The organism is Streptomyces sp. SID14478 (genome assembly GCF_010548525.1).
In the GTDB taxonomy this organism is placed as follows: Bacteria; Actinomycetota; Actinomycetes; order Streptomycetales; family Streptomycetaceae; genus Streptomyces.
This window is the reverse complement of the sequence record NZ_JAAGMG010001350.1, coordinates 1-17,982: the sequence shown is the minus strand read 5'-3', so window position 1 is coordinate 17,982 and position 17,982 is coordinate 1. Positions and strand designations below refer to the sequence as shown.

The 17,982-nt window shown below is 69.9% G+C and carries 20 protein-coding genes and 1 pseudogene; 15 read left to right on the top strand and 6 right to left on the bottom strand.

The features are described from left to right. Positions 1–77 precede the first annotated feature (77 nt). Entirely contained in the window at positions 78–1,757 is a 1,680-nt protein-coding gene (locus G3I40_RS42790) for a SpoIIE family protein phosphatase (protein ID WP_164560186.1), read from the top strand. Between the two features lie 167 nt (positions 1,758–1,924). Here G3I40_RS42790 and G3I40_RS42785 read toward each other — a convergent pair whose 3' ends face one another. Together G3I40_RS42785 and G3I40_RS42780 are read right to left on the bottom strand one after the other, a co-directional pair. Next, positions 1,925–2,599, bottom strand: coding sequence for an adenylate kinase (locus tag G3I40_RS42785; RefSeq protein WP_164560185.1), 675 nt, complete (start codon positions 2,597–2,599; stop codon positions 1,925–1,927). A 69-nt stretch (positions 2,600–2,668) separates the two neighbouring features. Next, complete coding sequence (locus tag G3I40_RS42780) at positions 2,669–3,634, bottom strand: YihY/virulence factor BrkB family protein (RefSeq protein WP_164560184.1); 966 nt, start codon at positions 3,632–3,634, stop codon at positions 2,669–2,671. Positions 3,635–3,854: 220 nt separating this feature from the next. Between G3I40_RS42780 and G3I40_RS42775 the strand changes: the two genes are divergently transcribed. The 5 genes from G3I40_RS42775 to G3I40_RS48045 all read left to right on the top strand — a co-directional run bounded on the left by G3I40_RS42775 (position 3,855) and on the right by G3I40_RS48045 (position 6,697). Further along, positions 3,855–4,229 carry a hypothetical protein gene (locus G3I40_RS42775; RefSeq protein ID WP_164560183.1) on the top strand — a complete coding sequence of 125 codons (375 nt, stop codon included), beginning with the start codon at positions 3,855–3,857 and terminating at the stop codon, positions 4,227–4,229. Positions 4,230–4,401: 172 nt separating this feature from the next. Next, positions 4,402–4,539, top strand: coding sequence for a hypothetical protein (locus tag G3I40_RS46715; RefSeq protein ID WP_203645828.1), 138 nt, complete (start codon positions 4,402–4,404; stop codon positions 4,537–4,539). A 170-nt stretch (positions 4,540–4,709) separates the two neighbouring features. Further along, positions 4,710–5,294 carry a dihydrofolate reductase family protein gene (locus G3I40_RS42770; RefSeq protein WP_164560182.1) on the top strand — a complete coding sequence of 195 codons (585 nt, stop codon included), beginning with the start codon at positions 4,710–4,712 and terminating at the stop codon, positions 5,292–5,294. A 310-nt stretch (positions 5,295–5,604) separates the two neighbouring features. Continuing rightward, positions 5,605–6,426 carry a restriction endonuclease gene (locus G3I40_RS42765; RefSeq protein ID WP_164560255.1) on the top strand — a complete coding sequence of 274 codons (822 nt, stop codon included), beginning with the start codon at positions 5,605–5,607 and terminating at the stop codon, positions 6,424–6,426. A gap of 148 nt (positions 6,427–6,574) precedes the next feature. Further along, entirely contained in the window at positions 6,575–6,697 is a 123-nt protein-coding gene (locus tag G3I40_RS48045) for a hypothetical protein (protein ID WP_275410334.1), read from the top strand. 41 nt (positions 6,698–6,738) lie between these two features. Here G3I40_RS48045 and G3I40_RS42760 read toward each other — a convergent pair whose 3' ends face one another. Further along, complete coding sequence (locus G3I40_RS42760) at positions 6,739–7,767, bottom strand: LacI family DNA-binding transcriptional regulator (RefSeq protein ID WP_164560181.1); 1,029 nt, start codon at positions 7,765–7,767, stop codon at positions 6,739–6,741. A gap of 127 nt (positions 7,768–7,894) precedes the next feature. After that, positions 7,895–9,145 carry a hypothetical protein gene (locus G3I40_RS42755; protein ID WP_164560180.1) on the bottom strand — a complete coding sequence of 417 codons (1,251 nt, stop codon included), beginning with the start codon at positions 9,143–9,145 and terminating at the stop codon, positions 7,895–7,897. Positions 9,146–9,550: 405 nt separating this feature from the next. Between G3I40_RS42755 and G3I40_RS42750 the strand changes: the two genes are divergently transcribed. Further along, positions 9,551–9,844, top strand: a complete 294-nt coding sequence (locus G3I40_RS42750; protein WP_164560179.1) for a hypothetical protein — start codon at positions 9,551–9,553, stop codon at positions 9,842–9,844. Positions 9,845–10,002: 158 nt separating this feature from the next. On the opposite strand, the gene G3I40_RS42745 is transcribed toward G3I40_RS42750, so the two are convergent. Continuing rightward, positions 10,003–10,896, bottom strand: a complete 894-nt coding sequence (locus G3I40_RS42745) for an LLM class F420-dependent oxidoreductase (protein WP_164560178.1) — start codon at positions 10,894–10,896, stop codon at positions 10,003–10,005. Between the two features lie 210 nt (positions 10,897–11,106). Here G3I40_RS42745 and G3I40_RS47780 point away from each other — a divergent pair. Together G3I40_RS47780 and G3I40_RS42735 are read left to right on the top strand one after the other, a co-directional pair. Then, positions 11,107–11,505: pseudogene (locus G3I40_RS47780) on the top strand (VanZ family protein); the annotation flags it as partial. Between the two features lie 799 nt (positions 11,506–12,304). Then, positions 12,305–12,643 (top strand): alpha-amylase, encoded by a 339-nt coding sequence (locus G3I40_RS42735; protein WP_164560176.1) that lies wholly within the window; start codon positions 12,305–12,307, stop codon positions 12,641–12,643. Between the two features lie 323 nt (positions 12,644–12,966). Here G3I40_RS42735 and G3I40_RS42730 read toward each other — a convergent pair whose 3' ends face one another. Then, positions 12,967–13,518, bottom strand: coding sequence for a TetR/AcrR family transcriptional regulator (locus G3I40_RS42730; RefSeq protein ID WP_164560175.1), 552 nt, complete (start codon positions 13,516–13,518; stop codon positions 12,967–12,969). A 129-nt stretch (positions 13,519–13,647) separates the two neighbouring features. On the opposite strand from G3I40_RS42730, the gene G3I40_RS42725 reads away from it, so the two are divergent. The 6 genes from G3I40_RS42725 to G3I40_RS42700 all read left to right on the top strand — a co-directional run. Then, positions 13,648–14,697 carry an aldo/keto reductase gene (locus G3I40_RS42725; RefSeq protein ID WP_164560174.1) on the top strand — a complete coding sequence of 350 codons (1,050 nt, stop codon included), beginning with the start codon at positions 13,648–13,650 and terminating at the stop codon, positions 14,695–14,697. A 49-nt stretch (positions 14,698–14,746) separates the two neighbouring features. Beyond that, on the top strand, positions 14,747–15,118 hold the full coding sequence (locus G3I40_RS42720; protein ID WP_164560173.1) for a VOC family protein: 372 nt from the start codon (positions 14,747–14,749) through the stop codon (positions 15,116–15,118). Positions 15,119–15,161: 43 nt separating this feature from the next. Continuing rightward, complete coding sequence (locus G3I40_RS42715) at positions 15,162–16,205, top strand: aldehyde reductase (protein WP_164560172.1); 1,044 nt, start codon at positions 15,162–15,164, stop codon at positions 16,203–16,205. Between the two features lie 335 nt (positions 16,206–16,540). Then, the gene (locus G3I40_RS42710; protein WP_164560171.1) at positions 16,541–17,317 is read left to right on the top strand and encodes a class I SAM-dependent methyltransferase; all 777 of its coding nucleotides are present in this window, start codon (positions 16,541–16,543) and stop codon (positions 17,315–17,317) included. Positions 17,318–17,358: 41 nt separating this feature from the next. After that, positions 17,359–17,700, top strand: a complete 342-nt coding sequence (locus G3I40_RS42705; protein WP_164560170.1) for a hypothetical protein — start codon at positions 17,359–17,361, stop codon at positions 17,698–17,700. Positions 17,701–17,779: 79 nt separating this feature from the next. Further along, on the top strand, positions 17,780–17,982 hold a 203-nt coding region (locus G3I40_RS42700), incomplete at its 3' end, for a helix-turn-helix domain-containing protein (RefSeq protein WP_164560169.1).

Sequence of the window (17,982 nt, the reverse complement as noted above, 5' to 3'; positions counted from 1 at the left end):
GGTTCGGCACAATGTGACGGGTGGAGAGTTCCCCTGAAACGGACGCCCCTTCCGTCCCGTTGGCCGACGGAGCACTGATGTCCGCGCTGTTCGACGCTGCCGGCGCAGGCGTCTACGCCGTCGACGCCCGGGGCGTCGTGATCGCCTGCAACCCGTGGGCCGAACGCCTCCTCGGCTACGACACCGGAGCCCTCCTGGGCATCAACGCACACGAAGCCCTCAACCCGGCGGCCGGAAACCCTGAGGGCCTGCACGAGCAGCGGCCGGTCCTCAGTGACGTGGCGCAGGGCAAGCGGATCAGCGGCGACCGGGCCGTGTTGATGCGCGCCGACGGTACTCCCCTCCCGGTGTGGTGGTCCGCCGCTCCCCTGCCGCCCTCCGCCGGGCACGGCACCGGTGCGGTCGTCGTCTTCCACGACGCCTCCGCCCAGCGCGAGCGCGCCGACCAGCGTGCCGACCGCTACACGCACAGCGAGACCATGCGGGAACAGGCCGAGTACGACCTCGCCGAGATCTCCTGGCTCAGCGAGCTGACCCTGGCCATCGTCAGCACCCTCAACGCGGAACGCGCCCTGGACCGCCTGGTACGCCAGCTCGTTCCCCGCCTCGCGGACACCGCCCTGATCCACCTTGCCGAGGGCCGCGGCATGACCCGTACGGCATGGGCGCACCACACCCCCGGGACACTGCCCGCCACCATCTCCCAGACGGACCCGCCCGAACACCCCGCACATCTGACCGCGCTGGACTGCGTGCGCCGGGGCGGTGCCGGCCAGCACCTTCCCGCGCCCGAGCCCAGCCCCGCGGCAGGACCGGACACCGACCTGATGAGTCTGGTGGAGGCACACGACGTCCTGATCGTCCCGCTGCGCCTGCGCGCCGAGACACTCGGGGCCCTGACCCTGGTACGGGCCGAGGCCAGCCCCCCGTTCAATGAGGCCGACCGCATCCTCGCCGACGAAGTCGCCCGCCGCACTGCGCTCGGGCTGGACAACACCCGCCTGCACGCCGCCCAGGCCGACATCGCCGTCACCCTCCAGCAAGCCCTCCTCACCGACCTGCCCGCCGTCTCCGGCCTCGAGCTGGCCGCCTACTACCAGCCGGCCCAGCAGGCCGCCGAAGTAGGCGGCGACTGGTACGACGCCTTCCCGCTGCCCGACGGCGACCTCGCCGTGGTGATCGGCGACGTCACGGGTCACGACATCCAGGCCGCCTCCCGCATGAGCGAACTGCGCAACATGCTCCGCGCCCTCGCCGTCGACCGCCCCGAAGAGACACCCGGCCAGATCCTCCGGCGGCTCGACACCGCACAGGCCCACCTCACCCTCGCCGACTCCGCCACCGTCGTCCTCGCCCGCCTGCACCAGGACACGGACGGAACATGGGACCTGGCGTGGTCCGTCGCGGGCCACCCCGCACCCCTGCTGCTGACCGTCGGCGAACCCAGCAGCTACCTCGCCGGGCCCCACTCCATGCTCCTGGGCCTGCGCCCCACCAAGGAACGCCCCACGGCCCGCATGACCCTGCCCCCCAACAGCACCCTGCTCCTCTACACGGACGGCCTCGTCGAGTCCCGCTCCCAGCCCATCGACACCGGCATGACCCGTCTGCGCCAACACCTCGACACCCACCAGGACCTGCCGCTGCCGCGCCTGTGCGCACAGCTCGCCACCGAACTCGGCGACACCCGCGATGACATCACCCTCATCGCCCTGCGCACCCCGGCCCGAGAGGACCGGGGCCGGCCGCAAGGCTAGGACGCTTTTGGGGAGTTGCTCGGGGGCTGGGTGGGCGGTGCGGGAAGGTCACGAGGTGAGACGCTCCCGTCCGGACGGTGTACGGGTCCGAGGCGACGGTCGGGGCGGGCGGATCTTGTAGCCCTCTGCGGCAGTTCTCAGCCCGGCACGTGCCCAGCCGCAAGGCATCACCGCGACTCGGCAGCGTCCGCCTGACCCTGGCCGATGGCGTTCAGCGCGCGGTGCAGGACTTCCTGTACGTGGCCGTGGGCCGAGATCGTGGTCACCAGGCCCTGGCCCTGGTAATGGTCGACGACCGACGCCGTCTTGGTGCGGTAGACCTCCAGGCGCTGACGAACGGTCTCCTCGCGGTCGTCCTCGCGCTGGTACAGCTCACCGCCACAGAGGTCACAGACTCCTGCCGCTGCAGGCGGGTTGTAGTCGACGTGGAAGATGTGATCGCGGTCCTGACGGCACAGACGCCGTCCAGCGATCCGTCCGACCACCTGGCCCTCGGGAATCTGCAGTTCGAGCACGGCGTCCATCCTCGACCCGGAGTCGGCCAGGATGCCGTCCAGCGCTTGGGCCTGGGCAAGACTGCGGGGGAAGCCGTCCAGCAGGAATCCGCGCGCCGTGTCCGGACGGGCGAGGCGCTCTTTGACCACCCCGATCGTGACCTCGTCCGGTACAAGGAGACCGGACTGGAGGTGCGTGTGAGCGTTCCGGCCGAGCTCGGTGCCCTGCTCGATGTGCTCACGAAACAGGTCACCGGCGGAAACGTGCGGGATCGACAGATGCGCGGCAATGCGTACTGCCTGCGTGCCCTTGCCTGCCCCGGGCGGCCCGATCAGGAGGATGCGCATCGATGAGGAATCCCTTCGTCGTGCGAGGCCCAGGGGCGCTCCCGGGAATCGCGGCCGGAGCAGATCGTCTCACCTTCCCGGTCCCGGGTCGGGGCGGACCGGCTCGCGGATCCCGGCGCGAGCGGCTTCGAGCTGGGCCGCGAAGGCGATACCGAGAAACAGTGCCACAGCGGTGAGGTTCGCCCACAGCAGCAGGGCGATGAAGGCAGTGAGCGGGCCGTAGATGGCGCCGAACGCTCCGCTCTTGCCCACATAGAGGGCCAGCATCCAGGTGGCCGCGACCCACAGCGCGAGATGCACCGCGGAACCGAAGGCGAGCCAGGTATAGCCGGGCTGCACTCGGCGCGGGGCCCGTCGAAGGATCACCGCCGACGCGATCCAGGCCAGGAGGAGTCCGGCGGGTATCTCCAGCGCGCCCCACCAGCCGATACCGCCGTGATGATCGCCCGTGGTGCGCGCGATGGCGTCGCCCACCGCCGACCCGGCCACCGTGACGATGAAACCGAGCACCATCGGCAGTCCTGCCGTGACGGCCAGGACGAGTGCCCGCAGGTACTTCGCCGGGCCGGGCCGGTCGCGCTCGATGCCGTAGATGCGGTTCGCTCCGCGCTCGACCTGCCCCATGGCCGAAGCAAGGTTCAGCACGGCGAAGGCCAGCCCGAGCCAGAGCGCCACCGCGCTCCACACATCGCTGTCGGCGGTGCGCCGCGTACCGTCGAACGCCTTCTCCACGACCTCGGTGCTGGCGCCCGGCACGATCCGGGCCAGGGTCATCTCCACCACCCGGCCCACGCTCTCGGTGTGCACGCTGGTCGCCAGGCCCACGAACACGATCGTGAGGGGCACCAGCCCGAGCACCATCTGGAAGGCGAGAGCGCGGGCATTGGTGAAACCGTCCGCGTACCGGAACCGGGTGAAGGAGTCCAGCAGCAGTCGCACACCTCCGTAGTGGCGCAGCGCGGCGAAGGCTTCGTCACCGGAGAGTTCTTCTCCGATCATGTCCCGGGTCTGCGGGACGTGGACGGCGGTTCCCACAGCGGGGCTGCTCCTCCGGTAGGCAGGGCGTGACGGTCCTTCTCCGCATGCCCGCTCGGCCGCCGGCCACGCGATCCGGCACCACGTCCGCGCATGCGGGACGAACGCGATATCAACACTCGGCCGTTTCGGGGTAGTTGAGATGAACGTTCGACGTCCTGCACCAGCAGGCGAGCGCGGGAGCAGAGGCTGGAGAGGGAGTGCCGTGATGGAGATGGTGATGTCATCCCCGGTGATGGCGCGCGGGGACGGGCTGGACAGTCCGGCTGAATGGGCGGGGTTCGTCGGGATCCTCGTGCTGTATCTGGTGATCGGCTACGGGCTGGAGTTGCGGTCGAAACGCCGCCGGGGGGCACGACAGCCGGCGAAGGCAGCTGCGAAGGGGCTGTTCGTCGAGCGGGGCAACGACCCCGGGCAGTCCTTGGCCAGCCGCATGATCATGCTGGCGGGCGGCCTGGCGGCAGGTATCACCGGCTTCCTCACCCGAGGAGCGCCGACCGCGGTCCAGGTCGTGGCGGTGGGCGTGGTCGCAGTCGTGGGGATCTTCGTGTGGGCGTACTTCGACCATCGCACGGAGCCGAGGGAGGAGGCGTGATCAGGAGACTCCGTCGGGGAGGCCGAGCCTCGACCGCTCCTTTCGCGCAGGGAGCGAATCCTGACGTCGTGACCGGTGGCCCGGTCGGCGGTTGGGTCCCCGCCAGGGCGCAGCAGGTGACGTGGACAGCGCCGCACGTAGCGGGCACCGAGAGGAATGAGGAGGTCCCCACATGGTGCTGACCGCTGACGGTCGAGGGAGGTGGATCCCCGACGGAACCGCGGGGTCCGTCGTCGCGATCCTGATCCTGGTGGGCGTCATCATCATGTTCGGCTACGGAATCTGGAACAAGAGGAGGAAGAAGGGGTGACCCCAGGGCCGTAGGCGTGATTCCCCGCGTCTGCGGCCTGGCGGGAGCAGCCCCGTCCGCAGGTGCATTGGTCCGTGCGGGGCAGCGATGATTCCCGCGGCCGGGGCTCGTCTATCTATGCGTCTGACCACACGCAGAAAGAGCGGCGCCAACGGCGAAGGGAAACGCAGATGCGCTCCATCACGGCCAGGATGTTCGTGACGTTGGACGGTGTAGTGCAGGGCCTCGGGCGTCCGGACGAGGACACCCGGGGCGGTTTCACGCACGGCGGCTGGGGCCCCCGGTACAACGACGAGGTGATGGGACGCGAGCTCGCCAAAGGGATGGCCGAGCCGGGCGACATGCTGTTCGGCCGCCGCACCTGGCAGGACTTCATCACCGCATGGGGAAATCCCACCGACGACAACCCGTTCACCAGGCACATGAACGCGGCCACCAAATACGTCGCTTCGAGAACGCTCGATGATGCCGACGCCTGGCAGAACAGCATCCTCCTGCGGGGAGACGCCGCCGCGACGGTGGCCGAGCTCAAAGCCCGGCCGGGCAGGGATCTGTCGATCAACGGAAGCGCGTCACTGGTACGCAGCCTGCACGCCGCCGGCCTCATCGACTACTACACCCTGCTCATCCATCCGCTGACCCTGGGCAGCGGCACTCGCCTGTTCGAAGGCCCTTCCCCGCTGACCGAGTTCGACCTCACGGGAAGTGTCACCACGAGCAAAGGCGTGATCATCGCGCACTACGCCCGCCGGTGAATGAGCACTGAGCCAAGGCCGCGGCCCCAAGGCCTCGCCGAAGGCCCGCCCACCGCATCACCTCGACCATTGGCGACCGGGACTGCATCAAGTAGCCCCGGCAACAACGTACTTGGTAGGCGCCCAGAGACGGACCGACTCATCCGGCGGCCACGGGTGCCCGGACAACCCCACTTTGTTGACCCCTTGTTGATCATGCTTTGTGCCGAGCGGGGCACACGTCGGTCCAAGGTTGTAACGACGAAGAGGAGACACCGTGCCCATACGGGAGACGAAGAGCCGCCCGGGCCACCCTGACGGGGCAGGTTTCCTGCGCGGGCTGCTGGTCACTTTCGCGCTGGTCGGATCCCTGATCTGCGCCTCCGCGCTGCTCTTCGTGCGCTTCGCCCACTGGGCCGGGAACCACCCACTGACAGCCGCCCTGCTCGCGATACCGGCCGTTGCGGTCCTCTACACGCTGCTGCGCGCGATGCCGCGGTTCCGTGAACTGCGCAGGGCCGCGCAGGGCGGGATGGCTCAGGCCGACCGCGAACTGGCCGCAGCACAAGAGGAGTTCGCCCGCATGCCCTGGCCCGACGACGTCCGCGAGCCGTCGCCGACGATCGGCCCCGAGGAACCCACGCTGCCCCTACCGCCCAGCGCCGCCCATGACGGCCGGACCGCCGTACTGCCCCCACTCGCCTTCGACTTCGCCGCCCTCGACCCCGACGGCTTCGAGGCGGCCATCGCCGCACTGTGCGAACGCGACGGCTGCTTCGACATCGAGGTCGTGGGAGGCGCCGGAGACCTCGGCGCCGACGTCCTGGCGACCGCACCCGACGGCCGACGCGTAGTCATCCAGTGCAAGCAGTACGGCCCAGCCCACAAGGTCGGTTCGCAGGATCTTCAGCGGTTCGGCGGCACCTGCTGGACGGTGCACGGCGCGCAACTCGCCGCCGTCGTGACGACCAGTGAATTCACGGCGCCCGCCGAAGAGTACGCGGCCGCCTGCGGTATCCGTTGCGTGGACGGGGCCTCACTCCATGCCTGGGCCGAAGGGTCGGGCCCGGCGCCGTGGGGTCCCGCGCGGGCCGACGAAGGGACCGTACCCCTCGAGGACCTTGCAGGTGTCGCGCTGGCGGAGGAGGCCTGACGGCGCAGGAGGCCGGGTCCCCTCCGTCACCGCATGAGCGGCCGCGGTCGGCAAAGACGCCGGGCGGAGCACGTCATGCAGCCGCATGGCGTAGAGGAAATGCGCGCTGGTGAAACCGATCGCGCAGCTTTTCAAGAGGACTCTGGGAGTGGGTGGTTCCGGCCGCGACGAGCTCCCCTCCACGGCCGACCACGCCCTGACCGTGGCGCCGATGCTGCGGGACTACGTCGGCGTCACGGGAGCACCCCTGGGAAGCGGTTCGCTCCGCTGACCCCACGGTTGCGGCCTGTGGTGAAGTGGCGGTCCGCGGCCCTAGGCCGATTCGCGGACGGTCAGTACCGGTTCCATCGCGGCGCGTGTCCCGCGCGGCAGGGATTTGCCCTGCAGCAGGCGGGTGAGCGCCTCGCAGACGGCTGCGCTGACCGCGGACATGTCGAAGTGCGTGGTGGTCAGCCGGGGTGTGAAGACGCCGCCCAGGGGGAAGTTCCCCGACCCGATCACGGCGATGTCCTCCGGCACGGACAGACCGCTCTCGCGCAGTACGTGGATCAGCATCAGGGCGTAGTCGTCGTCGAAAGCGTAGACAGCCGTGGGGCGTTCGCGAGAGCCGCGCCATCGGGCCGCGGCGAGGCGAAGCTCGTCCTGCCCGAACGAACACGGCACCGCCTCGACCACCGCGCCCGCCGCATCAGCCAGCTCGCGCACGCGCTCCAGACGCCGCTGCGCCAGCTGCCGCGAGGGGCCTTCGGGAACGAGGCACGCCAGACGCCTGTGCCCAGTGTCGAGCAGGTGGCGAGCCGCCGTCGCGGCGACGGCAGCATCGTGGAAGCCGAGCGCGGTGGCATCTCGACGACGAGGCGAATCGAGGAGCACGACGGTGTCGACGCCCGCGTTGCGCAGCACGCGTACGGCTTCCGGCGGGCAGGTGGCGGGGCCACCGATGACGGCGTCGGGCCGGTGCTCGGCCCAGGAGTGGGCAGCCTGTTCCGGCGCGACGGAACGGTCCGCGTCGATGAGTAGCCGCAGCCCACGCGCCGCCAGGTCGCGGGAGAGATTCTCGATGAGCTGGTCCACGGCGCGGCCGAGCGGCGCCCGTACGAGGGGCATCAGAATCAGGTGGGTGCGTCCGGCACGCAGGGCGCGGGCGGAGGCGTGCGGTGTGTAGCCCAGGCTGCGCACCGCATCGAGGACCCGGCGTCGGGTCTCCTCGGTGACGAGGCTGTTCCCGGGATCGTTCACCACCCTGGACACGGTCGCGCGCGACACACCGGCCAGGCGGGCGACGTCCGCGCTCGTCGGCTTCGCGGGCGGGGTCGAGGCGAGGGGTGTCGTTCCCTTCATCCGTACGCGTCTCCTCGGTGCGGGCCGATCCGTGGTGGCTGACCGGCCCAGGGTACGAGCAGGTGCGCGCGTGCCCTCACCCGCCTCCGGGGTTCGCGCAGGAGACGGGTGACGGGCGACGGGCGGCTCAGTGGGCCGGGGCGCAGGTCCGGCCGTGCCGCTTGTGCAGGAGACTGTCGAGGGAGCAGTAGGAGGCCTGCGGATAGTACGACCCCATCAGCCGCTGGGCGTCGGCCGGTTGGCTGTCGAGCGGCACGTTCTGGATCGCGCCGCGGAAGTGCTCGGCCGCGATGAGCTGCCGGAGCACGAGCAGGTGCGTGAGGTTCGGGTGGGCGGCGGAGACGGGCACGAAGGTGGCGCCGGGGATGCGGTCGACGGCGGCACGCTGCGCCTCGGTGCCGACGACGAAGGTGTACGTGCCGCCCTGCGCGACCTCGATCTGCTCGTCGTTGCGGCACCCCGTGTCCACGCCGCCGCCCGGGAGCGGATTGACGACGACCGGACCCGGCGGGGTGACCACGTTGTCACACAGCGACCAGAAGCGGACGTCGGCGCGGCGGGTGGGCCAGGGCTGCGGATGACCACCGCGAAGAGCGACCGGCGCCTTGCCGCGGACCACGAGCACCTGGCCCGCGGGCGGCGGGGTGAACCGCGCGGAGAGGTAGGCGGCGTCCGCGTTCGGATACTGCCCGGCTCCGGACTTGCGGCTGAACTCCACCACGGGCGCAGCGCCGCTGGTCCCCGCCGGGCGTGCGCTGCCGGTCTCCATCGCCCGCACCCGGTCGGTCGCGGGTGCCGGGCGCTCCGCCGTCTGCGGGGCCTGGGCGTCGGAGCACAGTGGCACGGCGACGTTCCGGCCGTCCTTCTCGAAGGTGACGTCCGGCAGTTGGACGGGCGCGGAGTCGAGATAGGTACGGAAGATGAGGGACCCGTCGGTCAGTTCCGCTGTGCCTGCGGGCGCCAGGGGCAGCGTGTTGCGCTTGCCGGCGGCGGAGGCGTCGATGACTCGCACGGTGAAGTGACCGCCCGGTGCGGCCTTCTGCCGCCACGGGTTGGTGCTGCCGGGGTCGGGGTCGATGCGGTGGTCCACGAGCCCGGAGCTCACGCCGTCCGTGGTGAAGCTCGACGAGGTGGAGTCATAGACGTTGAGCGAGCTGTAACGGGCCTCGGGGTATTGGCCGTTGACGCGGATGGTGAGCCCGGCCTGCTTCTTGAACCGCATGATCCAGTAACGGGCCGCGGTCTCCGGATAGGCGGAGTTGTCGTAGCGGTAACCCCGCTCGCTCCAGCTGCACGCGGGGGCGATCGGGCCACTGACGGAGACAGTAGCGGCGGCCGGTCCCGGGGCTGCGGAGAGCGTCAGGGCACAGGCGGCCACCGCGCCAACAAGGCTTGTACGTAGTCGCATTGAGTCAGTAGAGCACTCAATGTACACGTGTACAATCCTTCCCGGTCGCAGAAGTCCGACGCAGCGCACGACGCCCCCCCAAGAACCCCTCCGCTGACAGTGGCGATGTTCTGCGCGCCGAATGATGCGACAACATCCCCGGCCGCCCGCGCCTCACTCGTATTTCAGCACCGGCCGGCTGGACCTCCGTACGTACACGGCACCCGCATTCGATTTGCTCCCCGACGCCACCCACCTCACGAGTGACACGACGCGTGGCCAGGGCATGCGCGGGCATCGGAGCGGAACAGCCGGGTGCCCAGCACCCGCCGCAGCCACGAGATCCGGCTGCACCGAACGGCACTTGGTGGTCCACCAGTGAGGAGAGGAACTCGCATGCACCTTGAGAGCCAGTCCCATTCACCGGCCGCCCTGGAGGCACTGGCACTTCTGCGCGGCTCCCTTTGTGATGGATACACCCCCGCATCCGATGCCCAACTCCGCGCAGCGGTGGAACATTTGAGAAGGTCCCAGGGGGACGACGCGTCCGCCCATGGCGCGCTGCTCTGGGCCATGACACACGCTGCGGAACTGGGCGTGGGTGTGGCAGCGCAGGCTTACGACCTGTCGCCCGACGCAGTGCTGGACCAGATCACCGTCGGCCTCAAGCGTGTTGACAGCATGGAGTAGGTGGAACGGCCGCCCCAGGAACAGCGGTGGAGCAACAGCCGTCGGGGGCCCCGGACCATCAAGGCCAGGGGCCCCCACGACCGCCGCTCCGGCACTGACCGGACATCGGTGGCGCCTGAAGCCGGGAGAGCGAGAAGGACAGCTCGGTCGTTCAGGGCTCAGCTCAGGCCCAGAGCCCCGGCGAGGGCACGCAGCGTCGGCAGCGGATCCGACGCGTGGTCGTCGCCGAGGACCTGTACGAGTACGTGGTCGGCCCCTGCCTCCAGGTGACGCCGTACGTGCGCGGCGACCGCCTCCGCGTCACCGATGGCGACCATGCGCTCCGCCAGCTTGTCCGAACCCCCGACGACCAGGTCCGACTCGTCGAACCCCTGACGCAGCCAGGAATTGCGGTAGTTGGGCAACTGCGAATACATGTGCAGGTGCTGATGCGCGTACCGCAGACCGGCCTCCCGGTCAGTGGTGAGGGCCACGGCCTGCTCACTGACGATCCACTTGTCGGGCCCCAACTGCCCCCGCGTGGCGGCGGTGTGCTCCGGAGTCACCAAGTAGGGATGGGCCCCGTCGGCAGCCTGCCCGGAGAGCTCGATCATCTTCGGCCCCAGCGCGGCCAGCAGACGGGCCGGACGCTCCCCGCCCGGCTCGATCGCATCCGGAACCGCGTCCATCGTCCGCAGGTACTCCCGCATGGTGCTCAGCGGTTTCGTGTAGGAACCTGCGTAGCTGTGCTCCACCAGCGGCGCGTGACTGACACCCAGACCCAGCACGAACCGCCCCGGGTACAGCGCCCCGAGCGTACGCGCGCCCGCTTCACTGGCCGGGGCACTGCGCGCGTGGATGTTGGCGATGCCGGTGCCGACCACCAGCCGCTCGGTGCCGCCCAGCAGAGCCGCGGCCTGGGTGAGGGACTCCTTGCCTCCGGCTTCGCCGTAGAACAGCGATCCGTAACCAAGACCCTCGATCTCACGGGCCCGGGCGAGCACGTCGCGGATGGGCCACTGGTCGCTCGTCCACCAGACGCCGACTGCAGAACTGAAGTTGATGTTCGCCATGCCTGGAGGCTACCTGCGCCGACCGGGGTGACGTTGATCCCCCAACGGGCCGAGTCCCCACCCGCGCACAATCCGTGCACCGCGCATTCGGGTCACCGGCGTGTGCGGCCCCAACTCCGGGGTATCCGGCGCCGCATGGACAGTGAACCGCGCCTGCGGCGGCACTCTTGGGGTTGGCGACTGATTCGTGGATTCGTCGTGGCGATCGGCTTCGTCTGCATGGTGGCGTTCGCCGTCGCGCTGGCGAAGGTCACTCTCGTACCGTCACCCTCGTCAGTGTCGCTGACGCACACCAACTTGCATCCTGGAAGTTCGATTCGACTGTACTTCGAGCAACCCGACTGGCGGGACACGATCAAGCAGGTCGGCGGGAACGTCGTGCTCGGCGTGCCCTTCGGCATCCTGCTTCCGGTGCTCTTCCCGCGTACGCGGGGCTTCGTCCGGGTGGTACTCATGACGGCGATCGTCATGCTCACCGTCGAGGTCGCCCAGGGTCTGATGGTCGCCGGCCGTGCATTCGACATCGATGACGTGATCCTCAACGCCGCCGGCGCCTTCTTCGGATATCTCGTGCTCGGCCGCAGGCTCGGCCGGTCCTTGCATCCGCGCCGCTCCCACTGGTGGCGCCCCCGCCCCGAGGAGGCGGACGAACCGGCTCCGGTCGACACCCCCGACAGCAGCCGGGAGCCGTGGAGTTGGGCCCGTCTCACGGGCAGCGTTCGCTCCGGCTCCGAAGCCAAGAGGACTGCCCCTCCGAAGAAGAGCCCCGCACCGGTGAAGAGGACACCGGCCGAGAAGCAGTCCGCGTCGACTTCCCCACGCAAGGGACTCCCCGCGCTGCTGCGGGCCAAGCGTCCCTGATCCCTACGGCCGGTCGGTCGCCCACAAGAGACACGGGCACTGGCCGGCCGAACGTTGTTCTTGCGGGGCCCGGTGGCCACTGAAGGCCACCGGGCCCCGCGCATTCGGCGACGGCCCGCCTGGCGCACGCAGCTCGAACTCCTGCGCCCGGTCGGGGCCTTCGACTCGCCATGCGACGGCCGCCTCCGCCGCCCCTCCCCCTTCGGCGGTCCGGTGCACGCATCCGCGCCAATGCCTCTCCCTCAGGCTCCCGACGTCGGCTGACTGCCTACGCGCGCTCACCCGGCTGCCGCCACGTCGGACGGGCGGAACACTCTCTTCTCCTCGGCACCGCGGCGACCGGTGACGCACAACGGAGCAGATCGAGCGCCTCCATGGCACGGCGCCTCTTCGCCCCGATACCGGATCACACCAGTAGGAGTGGTTTCGTCCCCGAAAGGATGCACTTCAGCTGTATCGAGGGCCTTGACGCCGAAAAGATCGACAGAGTCTGCCGAGCAACCACACGCCTCTCATGGCCTTTTGGCCCAGTGAAAGGAAACGGGACATGAAGTACCGCATGCGTCTCGCCGGCGGCCTCGTCGCGGCATCGGCGCTCCTCGGCTCCGGCTTCGTGACGGCATCCGCCGCATCCGCCGCCTCCGCCGTCTCGGCCGTCTCGGCTGCCCCCGCGGCGTCCGCACAGAACACGGCCCCGGCCTGCGTCAAACGGGACGTCATCAAGCACAGGAAGTACGTGAAGGTCACCAACAACTGCAGCGAGGCGATGCACGTGAAGGTCGTCATCGACTGGGGCAACGACTCGCCATGCCTCACCTACCAGCCCGGTGAGCAGTGGGAATGGAACTGGGGCCGCGGCTCCTACGGCAAGGTCGTCACCTGCTGACCTGATCGGTTGGGCCCGATTCCCTTCGGCAGCGACGACACGCACCCGCTGTCGGACGCTGCCGAGGGATGGCTCGCATGCGGGCCGGTCCGCCGACGGGGTGCTCGGCCAGGAATGACCCGTGGCTCAGCCGAAGCGACCTCGGCCTTGATCCTCGGAAGATGGCCCCTGCGCCGTCTCCGTGAGCGGAACTGCCGAACGCGGCTCCCTCAATGGCGCCTTCCTGCACCCGTTTCGGACCGACTGACTGCCCACGGGCACGGGCGAGTGCGCTGAAGTGGTCCACGACGGAAACGAGTCGGTCGCGCCGGACCGGTCCCCGACTACGGGCGGAAGCCGTCGATCGCAAGGTCCATGAGGCGGTCGGCCTGGGCGGCACCCTCCGGGCCGTCCGGCGTACGCCACAGGCAGCTGAGCAGCATGATGACGTCGACGGGGTCGATGTCGGGGCGCACCTCGCCGGCCTCGACGCAGGCGTCGAGGAGACGCTGGACGGCAGCAGTGACGGGAGGCCAGGAGGCGCTGATGACGTCCTTGGCGGCGGCGGAGTGCAGCGCCTCACCGAGGCCGTGCTTGATGCGCACGTAGCCGGTCAGGGTGGTGAACCAGCTGCGCAGCGCGTCCAGCGGGGGGTGGGCGGCGAGAACTTCGGTGACGGTGGCGGTGAGCCGGTCGATGCCCTGCTGGTGGACCTCGAGGAGCAGTGCTTCGCGGGTGGGGAAGTGCCGGTAGAGGGTTCCCGGGCCGACGCCCGCGCGCTTGGCGATCGCGTTGAGCGAGACGTCGGGGGACTCGGCCAGCGCCTCGTGCGCGACCTGGAGGATCATCTCCCGGTTCTTCTGGGCGTCGGCACGCTGCCGCGCGAGCTCGGGCATAAGTCCTCCTGTCGGTGGCGGGCTGCGGAGATCTGGCCCCGGTTGCGATACGGAGACCTCTCCGTTACGGTCGAAGAGTCAGCCGGAGAGTTCTCCGGTTTCCGTCATCCTCATTGTAGGAGATCTTCCGTGCGTTACATCAAGCTCGGCCGCACCGGCCTCGACATCTCTCCCGTGGCCGTCGGCGCCATGACCTACGGCGAGCCCGACCGCGGCCACCCCGTCTGGTCCCTCGACGAGGAGGCCAGCCGCCCGCTGATCAAGCACGCCCTTGAGTCGGGCATCAATTTCTTCGACACCGCGAACATGTACTCCTACGGCTCGTCCGAGGAGATCCTGGGCCGCGCCCTCAAGGACTACGCGGACCGCGACGACGTCGTCATCACCACGAAGGTCCGCCACACCATGCGGCCGGGGCGTCCGAACGGCGGCGGCCTGTCCCGCAAGGCGATCATGTCCGAGATCGACGCCAGCCTGCGCCGCCTGGGCACCGACTACGTCGACGTCTACATGATCCACCGCCTCGACAACGCGACCCCGCTGGAGGAGACCCTCGAAGCACTGAACGACGTGGTGAAGGCCGGCAAGGCCCGCTACCTCGGCGCCTCCTCCATGCACGCCTGGCAGTTCGCCAAGGCCCTGCACCTCCAGGAGCGCAACGGCTGGGCCCGCTTCGCGACCATGCAGGACCACTACAACCTCCTCGCCCGCGAGGAGGAGCGCGAAATGCTGCCTCTGTGCGCCGACGAAGGCGTGGCCACCATGGTCTGGAGCCCGCTCGCCCGCGGCCGCCTCGCCCGCCCCTTCGACGAGGCGAACTCCGGCGCCCGCGCGGCCACCGACGGAGGCTTCGCCGACATGCTCTACAAGGCCAACGCCGACAGCGACCGCCTCATCATCGACGAGGTCGGCGCCGTCGCGGAGGCCCACGGCGTCTCCCGCGCCCAGGTCGCGCTCGCCTGGCTGCGCCGCAATCCCGTCGTCGCGGCTCCGCTCGTCGGCGCCCGCACCATCCAGCAGATCGACGACGCGGTGGCCTCCCTCGACCTCGACCTCACGGACGACGAGGCCCGCCGTCTGGAGGCCCCTTACACCCCCCGCCACGATTTCCAGGGCGTCTCCGACGAACGCGAACTCGAGCGCATCAAGGCCTCCATCCCCGGCTACGCCAACACCTGAGCCATCGCCCCGCGCGACGCCACGCCCCACCATCACCGGAGAAATCGACATGAACACACCCGTAGGCCGCCTGGGATCCGTCTCCCTGGACTGCGACGATCCACGGACCCTCGCGGCCTTCTGGGCGGCCACCTTGGGCGGCGAGATCACCGTCGAGTCCGACGCCGTCTGCGCGGTCGAGCTGGGCTCGCTTCTCCTGGTCACCGTCCGCGTCCCGGACCACCGACCGCCGCAGTGGCCGAACGGTCTGCCGAAGCAGTTCCACCTCGATGTGGCCGTCACCGACCTCGACGAGGCCGAACGCCGCACGCTAGCCGCCGGTGCGACCAAGGCCACCGAGCAGCCCAACCCGGACCGCTGGCGCGTACTCCTCGACCCGGCCGGCCACCCGTTCTGCCTCACCACGCTCATCCCGGCCTAGAAGCACCGGCCTTCGCTTCCGACTGTCAAGGAGGACCTGAATCATGGCCGAGGTACTGGTTACGGGCGGCACGGGGTACATCGGCAGCTGGTGCATCCTGGCCCTGCTGAACGCGGGCCACTCGGTACGCACGACGGTCCGCAGCCTGTCACGTGAGCCGGAGCTGCGTGCGATGCTGCAACACGGTGGAGCCGCACCCGACGCGCCTCTGCGCGTGGTGGCCGCGGACCTGACCCGGGACGCGGGCTGGGCCGAGGCGGTGCAGGGGTGCGACGCCGTGCTGCACGTCGCCTCACCGACCCTGACCAGCACGCCGCGATCGGACGACGAGATGGTCACGCCGGCTCGCGACGGCGTCCTGCGTGTCCTGCGGGCGTCCCAGGACGCCGGCGTCCGACGAGTGGTCCTGACCTCGGCGATCGGCGCCGTCGCCTACGGCCACCCCGACCGTGACACCCCGTTCACCGAGGACGACTGGACCGACGTCGAGGCCGGCATCGAGCCGTACCAGAAGTCCAAGACCCTCGCGGAGCGCGCCGCTTGGGACTTCATCAGCACCCAGGGCAACGGCCTGGAGCTGGCCACGGTGAACCCGACCGGTGTCCTCGGCCCGGTACTGGGACCCGACTTCTCCCCGTCCCTCGGGCTGATCCAGCACATGCTGGACGGCTCGATGCCCGTCTCCCTGAAGTTCGCCTCCGGCTACGTGGATGTGCGCGATGTTGCCGACCTGCACCTGCGTGCCATGACCGAACCGGCCGCCGCCGGGCAACGGTTCATCGCCACATCGGGGCGGAGCCTGTGGGTCCGCGAAGTCGCGCGGATCCTCCACCAACGCCTCGGGGTACGGGCGCAGCACGTCCCCACCCGGGAGATGCCGGTCTGGGCGGCCCGCGGCCTGTCGCTGATCAAGCCCGAACTGCGCCCCCTCCGCGCGCTCCTCGGCAAGAATCTCGACGCCACCTCGGAAAAGGCCCAGCGCCTCCTCGACTGGCATCCTCGCCCCATCGCGGACACCATCGCCGAGACCGCCGACAGCCTCCCGGCGCTCAACGTCACCGCCGAAGCTGAGCGTCCCAGCGTCTGAGGCGGCTCCGTGTGCGGATGCGGCGCCCTTGAGAACATCCCCATCCCCGCGCCTCCCCGGGTAGGAACGCTCTACGAGCGGACAACGTGAGCCAGAGGTTCGACACCGACGGGTGCGGGCGCCACCGCCCGCCGCGCACGCCGGCCGCAAGGCCCCACCTGCGCTGACACAACCTCCAAATGCACTATCGCAGTTGCCTCCGCCTTTGAGGGATCAGCCAATCATTCGCCAGGCATCTATGGATTTTGCCCTGGCAGATGCAAGATGAAGGGTGTTGTTCGGGGAGCGGATATCAGCGCCCCGGCCAGGTCCAGGCCCCGAGGCGAGGTCCCCCCATGGTCATGCGCACCTACGACGGCAGCGCCGGCGACGTCGACTACGCCGGCATCGGCGCCGGCTACTCCTCCTACCGCCGCCCCGACGAACGCATCGCCCGCGCCATCGCCCTGGCGCTCGGCGACGCCCGCGAGGTCCTCAACGTCGGCGCGGGCACGGGCTCCTACGAGAACCCCGGCCACACCATCACCGCGGTCGAACCGTCCCTCGCCATGCGCGCCCAGCGTCCGGCGCAGCTCGCCACCGCCATCGACGCCGTGGCCGAGGACCTCCCCTTCGCGGACGGCCAGTTCGACGCGTCCATGGCCCTCTTCAGCGTGCATCAGTGGTCCGACGCAGAGGCCGGCCTGCGTGAGATGCGTCGCGTGACCCGCGGCCCGGTCGCCGTCCTCACCTGCGACCCGACGCTGGTCCGCGACTTCTGGCTCTACGACTACGCGCCCGACGTCCTGGACACCGAGGCCCGCCGCTACCCACGCCTGAACACATTGGCCGAGGCGCTCGGCGGCACCGTCACCGTCGAGCCCGTCCCCATCCCCCTGGACTGCACCGACGGCTTCAACGAGGCGTACTACGGTCGGCCCGAGATGCTGCTCGACCCGGCTGCCCGACAAGCCTGCTCGGCCTGGAGCTTCATCGGCGATCAGGCCCGCCAGGAGTTCGACACCTCGCTGCGCCGCGCCCTCGGCTCCGGCGCCTGGGACGAGGCCTTCGGCCCCCTGCGCCACCGGCCGACCTACAACGGATCCCTCGTCCTCCTGCGCGCCACCCCCTGACCGGACGACGGCGCACGGCACCGCAGAAAGGGGCTCGCCCGGTGGACCCGCTCGCACGCCGCAAGATGATCGCGCACGTCCGACTGGAGCGGCAGCGGCTCCTGTCCGAGCACGCGGAAGCGACCCGGACCACCATCGAGATGCTGCGTGCCAGCACGGCCAACGACGATGATCCGCACGCGGTCCCGTACCTCAACCTCGCCTACCTACTGGGCACCAGGAACACCTACGGCGACGACAAGCTGATGGCCCTTGCGCTATCGGTGGCGAACTGGGCGACCACCGCCATCAACGACCTCGCGCACCACACCGGCAGGACGCCCCAGCAAGTCCTCGACCAGTACGAGACCGACGTCATCGCCGATCAAGAGGACCTCCCCTGATGCCACCGAGCCACTCCGCGAAAGCCGGCTGAACCCGCACCGGCGGGCCCCGGTCCCGTAGAAAGGAGGCAGCGCCCCCATGCCCGATACCCGGACCGCTCCCGCACAGCCGACACCCCTGCGCGGTCGGCCGAGACGCTCCGACGCCGAGGACAACCGCGCCCGCATCATCGAGGTCGCGAGTACCGCCTTCACCGACGACCCCGACACGACCCTCCAGTCGATCGCGAAAGCAGCGGGCGTAGGCCAGGGGACCAGGTACCGGCACTTCCCCAACCGCGA

Excerpts from the sequence above, each read along its gene's own strand:
- G3I40_RS42790 (WP_164560186.1), top strand. The coding sequence starts at position 78 with ATGTCCGCGCTGTTCGACGCTGCCGGCGCAGGCGTCTACGCCGTCGAC.
- G3I40_RS42785 (WP_164560185.1), bottom strand. The coding sequence starts at position 2,599 with ATGCGCATCCTCCTGATCGGGCCGCCCGGGGCAGGCAAGGGCACGCAG.
- G3I40_RS42775 (WP_164560183.1), top strand. The coding sequence starts at position 3,855 with ATGTCATCCCCGGTGATGGCGCGCGGGGACGGGCTGGACAGTCCGGCT.
- G3I40_RS46715 (WP_203645828.1), top strand. The coding sequence starts at position 4,402 with ATGGTGCTGACCGCTGACGGTCGAGGGAGGTGGATCCCCGACGGAACC.
- G3I40_RS42770 (WP_164560182.1), top strand. The coding sequence starts at position 4,710 with ATGCGCTCCATCACGGCCAGGATGTTCGTGACGTTGGACGGTGTAGTG.
- G3I40_RS42760 (WP_164560181.1), bottom strand. The coding sequence starts at position 7,767 with ATGAAGGGAACGACACCCCTCGCCTCGACCCCGCCCGCGAAGCCGACG.
- G3I40_RS42750 (WP_164560179.1), top strand. The coding sequence starts at position 9,551 with ATGCACCTTGAGAGCCAGTCCCATTCACCGGCCGCCCTGGAGGCACTG.
- G3I40_RS42745 (WP_164560178.1), bottom strand. The coding sequence starts at position 10,896 with ATGGCGAACATCAACTTCAGTTCTGCAGTCGGCGTCTGGTGGACGAGC.
- G3I40_RS42735 (WP_164560176.1), top strand. The coding sequence starts at position 12,305 with ATGAAGTACCGCATGCGTCTCGCCGGCGGCCTCGTCGCGGCATCGGCG.
- G3I40_RS42730 (WP_164560175.1), bottom strand. The coding sequence starts at position 13,518 with ATGCCCGAGCTCGCGCGGCAGCGTGCCGACGCCCAGAAGAACCGGGAG.
- G3I40_RS42720 (WP_164560173.1), top strand. The coding sequence starts at position 14,747 with ATGAACACACCCGTAGGCCGCCTGGGATCCGTCTCCCTGGACTGCGAC.
- G3I40_RS42715 (WP_164560172.1), top strand. The coding sequence starts at position 15,162 with ATGGCCGAGGTACTGGTTACGGGCGGCACGGGGTACATCGGCAGCTGG.
- G3I40_RS42710 (WP_164560171.1), top strand. The coding sequence starts at position 16,541 with ATGGTCATGCGCACCTACGACGGCAGCGCCGGCGACGTCGACTACGCC.